Genomic DNA, 6,089 nt, shown 5'->3' with positions numbered 1-6,089 from the left:
GCGCGGGGCTTGAGGGCGCGGGGCCTCAGGGCGCGGGGCCTGAGAACGCCCAGCCCCGGGGCGGGTTGCGGGCCGGCGGGGCTGCTCTGGTTGATCAAGTTGGCTGGCTTTCGCTGGCGGAAGTGGCGCAGTTGCCGCTGACCCCGTTCACCGCCGAGGCGCTCGGCCTGCCGGTCACGCCACTGCCGCCGGCAGCGCACCGTTCGCGGGACCTGTTGCCGCCGCAGCACCCTGACCGCCGGCTGCGCTTCGGGGCGTACGGGTTGGTCACCGATCCCGCCGGGCGGATCCTGCTCACCCAGATCGCGGACGGCTACCCGGGGGCCGGTCTGTGGCATCTGCCCGGCGGTGGCACCGATCACGGCGAGCAGCCGGCCACCGGGTTGCTGCGGGAGCTGGTCGAGGAGGGCGGGCAGGTGGGCAGGGTCGTGGAGCTTCTTGGCGTCAACAATCTGCACAATCCCGCCGCGCTGGGCCCGGAAGGTCGACCTCTGGACTGGCATGGCGTACGGGTGATCTATCGGGTGCTGGTGGACGTACCCACCGACGCGGTGGTCACCGAGTCCGCCGGGGGGTCGACGGCGCGGGCGGGGTGGTTCACCCGCGACGAGGCGACTGACCTGCCGTTGAGCGACATCGCTGCCGTGGCAATCGGACAGAGTGGCCGATAGCACCCCGCTCGGTGAGCCGACTTGGTGACCCTCCGGTACAGTCAAAGGCGGGAATGATGGAGGAAACGGGCGATGAAGCCCGGGATGGGAACAAGCGAGCGGTTCGAGCGGTTTAAGCCAGATATAAGTACCGCCGGCAGCTATCGCCAAGCCATGTTCCCCTATGCGATGGTGTACTCCGCAAAACGGCTGCCGGGCCATGCAAGGTCCGGCACGAGACAGCCGGACACCCGCCATTTGGCGGTCAGCAGATCCGGTGATGGAGGAAACGTGCCGAGAGCCCCATGGCGCCGGCGTCGTACTACTGACAGTCCGCGCCCCGCAGGGCGTCGCTGGGCGGGCCGGTTGCGCCGCAGCAGCACGTTCGCCCGCCAGGTGCTTTTGGTCCGGGTCGGCCGCCGCGACGGCGACCTGCACCCGACCGACCTGGCCCCGACCGAGCACCGGTACGCCGATCGGCAGCGCCGTCGCTACGGCCTGGACCGGCTCAGCCGGCCGACACTGGGCGTGGACCCGACGCTGGGCCTGGACCGAGCCGACGTCGCCGCGGTCATGCCGGTCAGCCCGGCGATGCCGCCGATGACGCAGACCGACGAGGCCCACTCGATCCCACTGCTCCCCGGCGAGCGCACCATCGCGCGTCGGATGAAGTTCGGCCTGGTCAACGCCTGCACGCTGGCCAGCCTGATGCTCGGCATGCTGGCCATCTTCCTGGCCATGCAGGGCGAGGTGCGGATGGCGGCGCTCTGCCTGATCGCGTGCGTCGGCTTCGACGGTCTGGACGGCGCACTGGCCCGGCGGCTCGGGGTGGCAAGCCCGTTCGGCGCACAGATGGACTCACTGGCCGACATGTGCTCGTTCGGTCTCGCCGCGCCAGTGGTGGTCTACGCCTCGCTCGCCGGCTCCGTCTCCACGGCGGCGGCGGCGGTGGCGTGCGCCCTGGTCGCGGCGTGTGCCGCGATTCGACTGGCCCGCTTCAACGTCTCGCCCAAGGACGGCAGGTTCTTCTGCGGGGTGCCCACCACCATGGCGGCGGCGGTGCTCGCCGTGACGGTGGCGATCGGCCTGCCGGTGCCCGGTGCCGTGCTGGTCGCCGGGGTGGCGCTGCTGGCCTTCGCGATGGTGTCGAGCTTCCCGTACGCCAAGCTCGCCCGCCTGGTGAAGCTGCCGCCGTGGCTCTGGCTGGCCCCGGTGATCGGCGCGCTGGTCGACATCCGGCTCACGTTCGCCCTGATCGTGGTGGGCTACCTGGTCAGCGGGCCGGTTCTCTGGCTGCGGCAACGTCGTACCGCCTGATCTGAGCAGAAAGAACGGGGCGCCGCGGACAGCGGCGCCCCGTTCTTTGCGTTTGTGGGTCAGCGCCAGCGGGCGATGACGGTGGACCCGCCGACCACCTTGTCGCCCGGCCCGACCAGCGGGTCCGCGGCATCGGCGGGCAGGTAGACGTCGGTCCGGGAGCCGAACCGGATCAGCCCGAAGCGCTCGCCCTTGGCCAGCAGCGCGCCGATTGGCGCGCGTTGCACGATCCGGCGGGCGATCAGCCCGGTCCGCTGCGCGACCACCACGGTGCCGCGAGCGGTGTCCAGCACGGTGTACGCGGCGACGTTGTGCTCGGCGTCCGGCTTCATCGCGTTGACGAAGCCGCCGTCGGCGACGAAGTAGTCCACCACCTTGCCGGCGACCGGGGTGCGGTTGACGTGCACGTCCAGCACCGACAGGAACACGGCGATCCGCAGCCACTCGCCGTCGCCGAAGCGCTCGTCGTGCAGCCGCTGCACCGATAGGACCTTCCCGTCCGCGCTGGCGACCACGGCGCTCGGGTCCTCCGGCACGTCCCGTTCGGGATCCCGGAAGAACGCGGCGACCGGCCCGGCGGCCAGGGCCGGCAGCAGCCACAGCTTGGACGACGGGCGTGCCACCCGGGCCAGTGCCGCGAGGCCCAGCGCGATGCCCGCCGCCGCCACGCCGTTGGAGTCGATGTGCATGCCCCGGGTCACCGGCACGCTCGACGGCCGGTAGGCGGGGGCCAGGCTGTCGGCCGTGGTCGGGCTGGCCGGGGTGAAGCGCAGTCGGTAGACACGCACCGGTGGCGAGTTACGCAGCACCAGATCGGCGCCGACGCCGTTGAGGGCGTCCTGTCGGGCCAGCTCGGCGGCGGCACCCTCGGTCCGGCCGGGGGTGGCGACGGTCGCCACGCTCAGCACCGCCCCGTCGGTCAGGTACTTGGTCAACCCCTCGACGCCGCTGCGGGTGGCCTCGGCGGTGCCGGTGAACACCTCAGCGGCGATGACGACCGCGGCGGCCTCGGCTTCGGCCAGCGAGTCGATGACGCTCACCCGGTCGGCGACCCAGCGGCCCTGGGCTGTGACGTGCTCGCGCAGCGCCGCAGCGCCGAACGGCTCGGCGGGCACCACGGTGAGCCGGTCACCGGGGAGCAGCGCATCGACAGCCGCGGCCAGCACCGCGGAGTCCGGGGTCACCCCGACCAGCAGGGCGGCCTTGGGGTCGTTGATCCGGGCCAGCTCGGCGACGAGGGTACGGGCGGCTCGCTCGCCGATGCGGACCGGACCGGACCGGCCGGTGGTACGCACGGCGGGGGACTGGGTCATGTCGGGCGGGCTCCTGACGGGGGTAGAGACGGGAATCGCGGCGGGACCGCCATGGGCGGGACGGGCCGGCCGGCGGAGGCGAGATCTCCACCAGCCAGCATATGCGTCCGTCCGCGCCGGCCGCACCGCCGTGGGGATGCGGTGGACCGACGCGGACGGGTGCCCGATGTCAGGCTTGCCTGCGCGGACTCTCGCGCTCGTCACCCGGCTGGTCGCCGGTGGCCTCGACCGGTTGGTCGGACCGGGTCGGCTCGTCCTCCTCTGCCGAGGCCGGGCGGGCGAGGTTCCCGACTGTCGGCTCGTCGTTGCCGATGCCGGGTTGGCCGGGAATGGGCTCGGTCGGCGGATGTGCCAGCCAGGCCGGGTGGATCACGTCGGTGGCCGGCACGTCCTGCGCCCGTACCTCGGTGGTCGGCGTCTCCAACGCCCGGTCCGAGACGAGCGTCGGGTCCGAGACGGGCCTCGGGTCCGAGACGGGCCTCGGGTCCGAGACGAGCGTCGGGTCCGAGACGAGCGTCGGGTCCGAGACGAGCGTCGGGTCCGAGACGAGCGTCGGGTCCGAGGAGGGAATGTCCCAGGTGGACCGTTCGGCTTCCCAGACCGGCAGGGCCGCGCCGGACGTCGACGTGGCGGCGCCGGAGACGGGTACGCCGGAGACGGACGTGCCGGAGACGGGAGCGACAGCCTCGGCGGCACCGGCACCGGCACCGGCCTCTGCAATCGGCTCCGGCTGGTTCGGTCGACCCGAGCGCAGCGCGCCGACCAGCCCGAAGACCCCGATCAGGATGAGTGCGCCGGCCAGGAACCAGCCGACCGGCGGCAGCGCGAGCCCGAGCAGTTGGGCGAGCAGCCACCAGGCGGACAGCGCCAGGAACACGAGCCCGAAGGCGAACGACACCAGATCCGTGCGGTGAGCCTTCACCGGGTCACCTCCAGGTTGCCGGCATTGACATGGATGTAGAGGCGCAGGGTCCCGCCGCCGGGCCCGTCCGCGCCGACGTCCGTGGATTCCCGCAGGCGACCGTCCAGCCCGCCGGAGCGGTTGCCGAAGATGGTGGCGTCACCCGCGTTGACGTCGGCCACCGTGGTGACGTCAACGTTCGGCGGCACGACCACCGTCGCCTGGCCGAAGTTGACTGCCACTGTCACCTGGCTGTCCCGTTTCGCGAAGTCGATCCCGCGCAGGTCGAGCACTGCGTCACCGAAGCTGTTCTCGTACCGGTCCGCCAGGTCGCGGTAGTCGGTGGGCGCCCAGGTCACCGCGCCGTCGACCCCCCGGATCCGGTCGTAGGACTCGGCGACTGTCGCAGTGCCGAGCGCCGCCGCGGTCACCAGACCGAGCGCGATGAGCCAGCGTGCCCGCCCGAACCACGTGCCGACCAGCAGGCCCAGCGCGATAGTGGCCAGAGCGGCAGCGAAGTACGCCGAGGCGCTGATGGCGAAGACGTCCAGCAGGTCGAGCAGGGCGACCAGACCGAGCACCAGGAAGATCAGCGAGAAGGTCACCGCGCCGAGCGGCGACCGCTCCTTGGGGCGCTTCGGCGGCTTCGGTGGCTTGGGCGGAGGAGGCGCGGCCGGTGTCGGCGAAGCGTACGGGCCGTGCGGCGCGAACGGTGGACGGTAACCGGAGGGTGGCGGGGCGGTCGGATAGCCGGTCGGGGCGGTGGGTGTGCTGCTCACCGGTGCCGACGGCCAGCCGGCGCTGGGCATGGCGGTGCTCGGCCAGCCGGGCTGGGCGGCCGTGGTGCCGGCCGGTTGCCCGGACACCGGGCCGACTGCCGACACAGGCTGCGTCGCGCTGGTCGTCGGCGCGTCGTACGCCGGGATGGTGGCGGTGGGCGTCGCCCCCGTCGTCGCTGTGGCGTACCCCGGACCGGTGCTGAACATCGGCGGCGTCACCGCTGGGCCGGTCGACGGCGTCGCGCCGTACGACGGTGCGGGCCAGGCCACCGGTGGGACGACCGGACCGGCCGGGTTGCCGGCCGGCGCGGCGGGCGGCGGACCACCCGGGGTGCCGGGCCGTGGATTGCGGCCGTCCCGGTTGAGCAGGAGCGCTCCGGCGACCAGGATGGCCGCGCCGAGCAGCACCGCGCGGAAGGCGTCGGTGACGATGTACGCGAAGCTGGCCGCGACCAGGATGCCCAGGACGATCACCGTCACCGGGGACATGCTGGAACGACCACGGCCGAGCATGGACTCGACGGGGGACGCGGTGTCGCCCTCGTTCGGGATGATCAGCCAGGCGGCGACGTACACCAGGATGCCGATGCCCCCGAAGAACCCGAGCACCGCGAGCAGCACCCGCCAGAGCACCGGATCGGTGTTTGTGGCGCGCCCGATCGCCGCGCAGACACCGGCCAGATACCGCCCCTCGCGCGGCCGGACCAGCCCGTACCGCGAGGTGAAGCCGGTGCCGCCCAGCGGCGGTGGCGGTGCGGACGGACCGGGACCACCCGGCCGGTGTGGCGTGCCGCCCGGGCCGTAGCCGGTGCCCGCCGCGAACCCCGGGCCTGGGCCGTAACCCGCCGTGGGTGGCGCGTAGCCGTCGGTCGGCTCGCCGGGCGCGGTGCCGGCGGTCGCGTCGGTGCCAGCGTGCGGACCGAACGTGCTGGGCTCGGTCCATTCGGTGGGCGTGGTGGTGGGCGGGGGCGGTGCTGAACCGCCCGGCTGTGCCGACCCCGGTCGGGGCGGCGGGGCAGCTTCCTCGGTCATGCTTCGATCCTGCTGCCCGGCCCACCCGAACGACCTCAGGACCCGACCCTGACCCCACCCTGAGATCCTGCGGCCGGAATGTCGGGGGCGTCCCCGT

Annotated in this window: 4 protein-coding genes and 1 pseudogene; 2 read left to right on the top strand and 3 right to left on the bottom strand. The window is 73.0% G+C overall.

All coding sequences use genetic code 11. The features are described 5' to 3' along the window. The coding region (locus MED01_RS10665) for an NUDIX hydrolase (protein WP_238668342.1) at window positions 1-671 on the top strand (671 nt) is incomplete at its 5' end. Between the two features lie 345 nt (window positions 672-1,016). Further along, window positions 1,017-1,967 carry a CDP-alcohol phosphatidyltransferase family protein gene (locus MED01_RS10660; RefSeq protein ID WP_238668356.1) on the top strand — a complete coding sequence of 317 codons (951 nt, stop codon included), beginning with the start codon at window positions 1,017-1,019 and terminating at the stop codon, window positions 1,965-1,967. A gap of 59 nt (window positions 1,968-2,026) precedes the next feature. Here MED01_RS10660 and MED01_RS10655 read toward each other — a convergent pair whose 3' ends face one another. From MED01_RS10655 to MED01_RS10645, 3 genes and pseudogenes are all read right to left on the bottom strand, one after another. Next, window positions 2,027-3,280, bottom strand: coding sequence for a phosphatidylserine decarboxylase (locus MED01_RS10655; protein WP_238668341.1), 1,254 nt, complete (start codon window positions 3,278-3,280; stop codon window positions 2,027-2,029). 738 nt (window positions 3,281-4,018) lie between these two features. After that, window positions 4,019-4,202 (bottom strand): annotated as a pseudogene (locus MED01_RS36070) (hypothetical protein); the annotation flags it as partial. Then, complete coding sequence (locus MED01_RS10645; protein WP_238668340.1) at window positions 4,199-5,992, bottom strand: PspC domain-containing protein; 1,794 nt, start codon at window positions 5,990-5,992, stop codon at window positions 4,199-4,201. The pseudogene MED01_RS36070 and the gene MED01_RS10645, both read right to left, overlap by 4 nt. Window positions 5,993-6,089 lie beyond the last annotated feature (97 nt).

Origin of the sequence: Micromonospora alfalfae, from assembly GCF_022230925.1 — a bacterium.
GTDB lineage: Bacteria > Actinomycetota > Actinomycetes > Mycobacteriales > Micromonosporaceae > Micromonospora > Micromonospora alfalfae.
This window is presented reverse-complemented; position numbering and strand designations above follow the sequence as displayed.

Bases quoted from the DNA above. Each gene is read 5' to 3' on its own strand.
- MED01_RS10645 (WP_238668340.1), bottom strand. From the start codon at position 5,992: ATGACCGAGGAAGCTGCCCCGCCGCCCCGACCGGGGTCGGCACAGCCG.
- MED01_RS10655 (WP_238668341.1), bottom strand. From the start codon at position 3,280: ATGACCCAGTCCCCCGCCGTGCGTACCACCGGCCGGTCCGGTCCGGTC.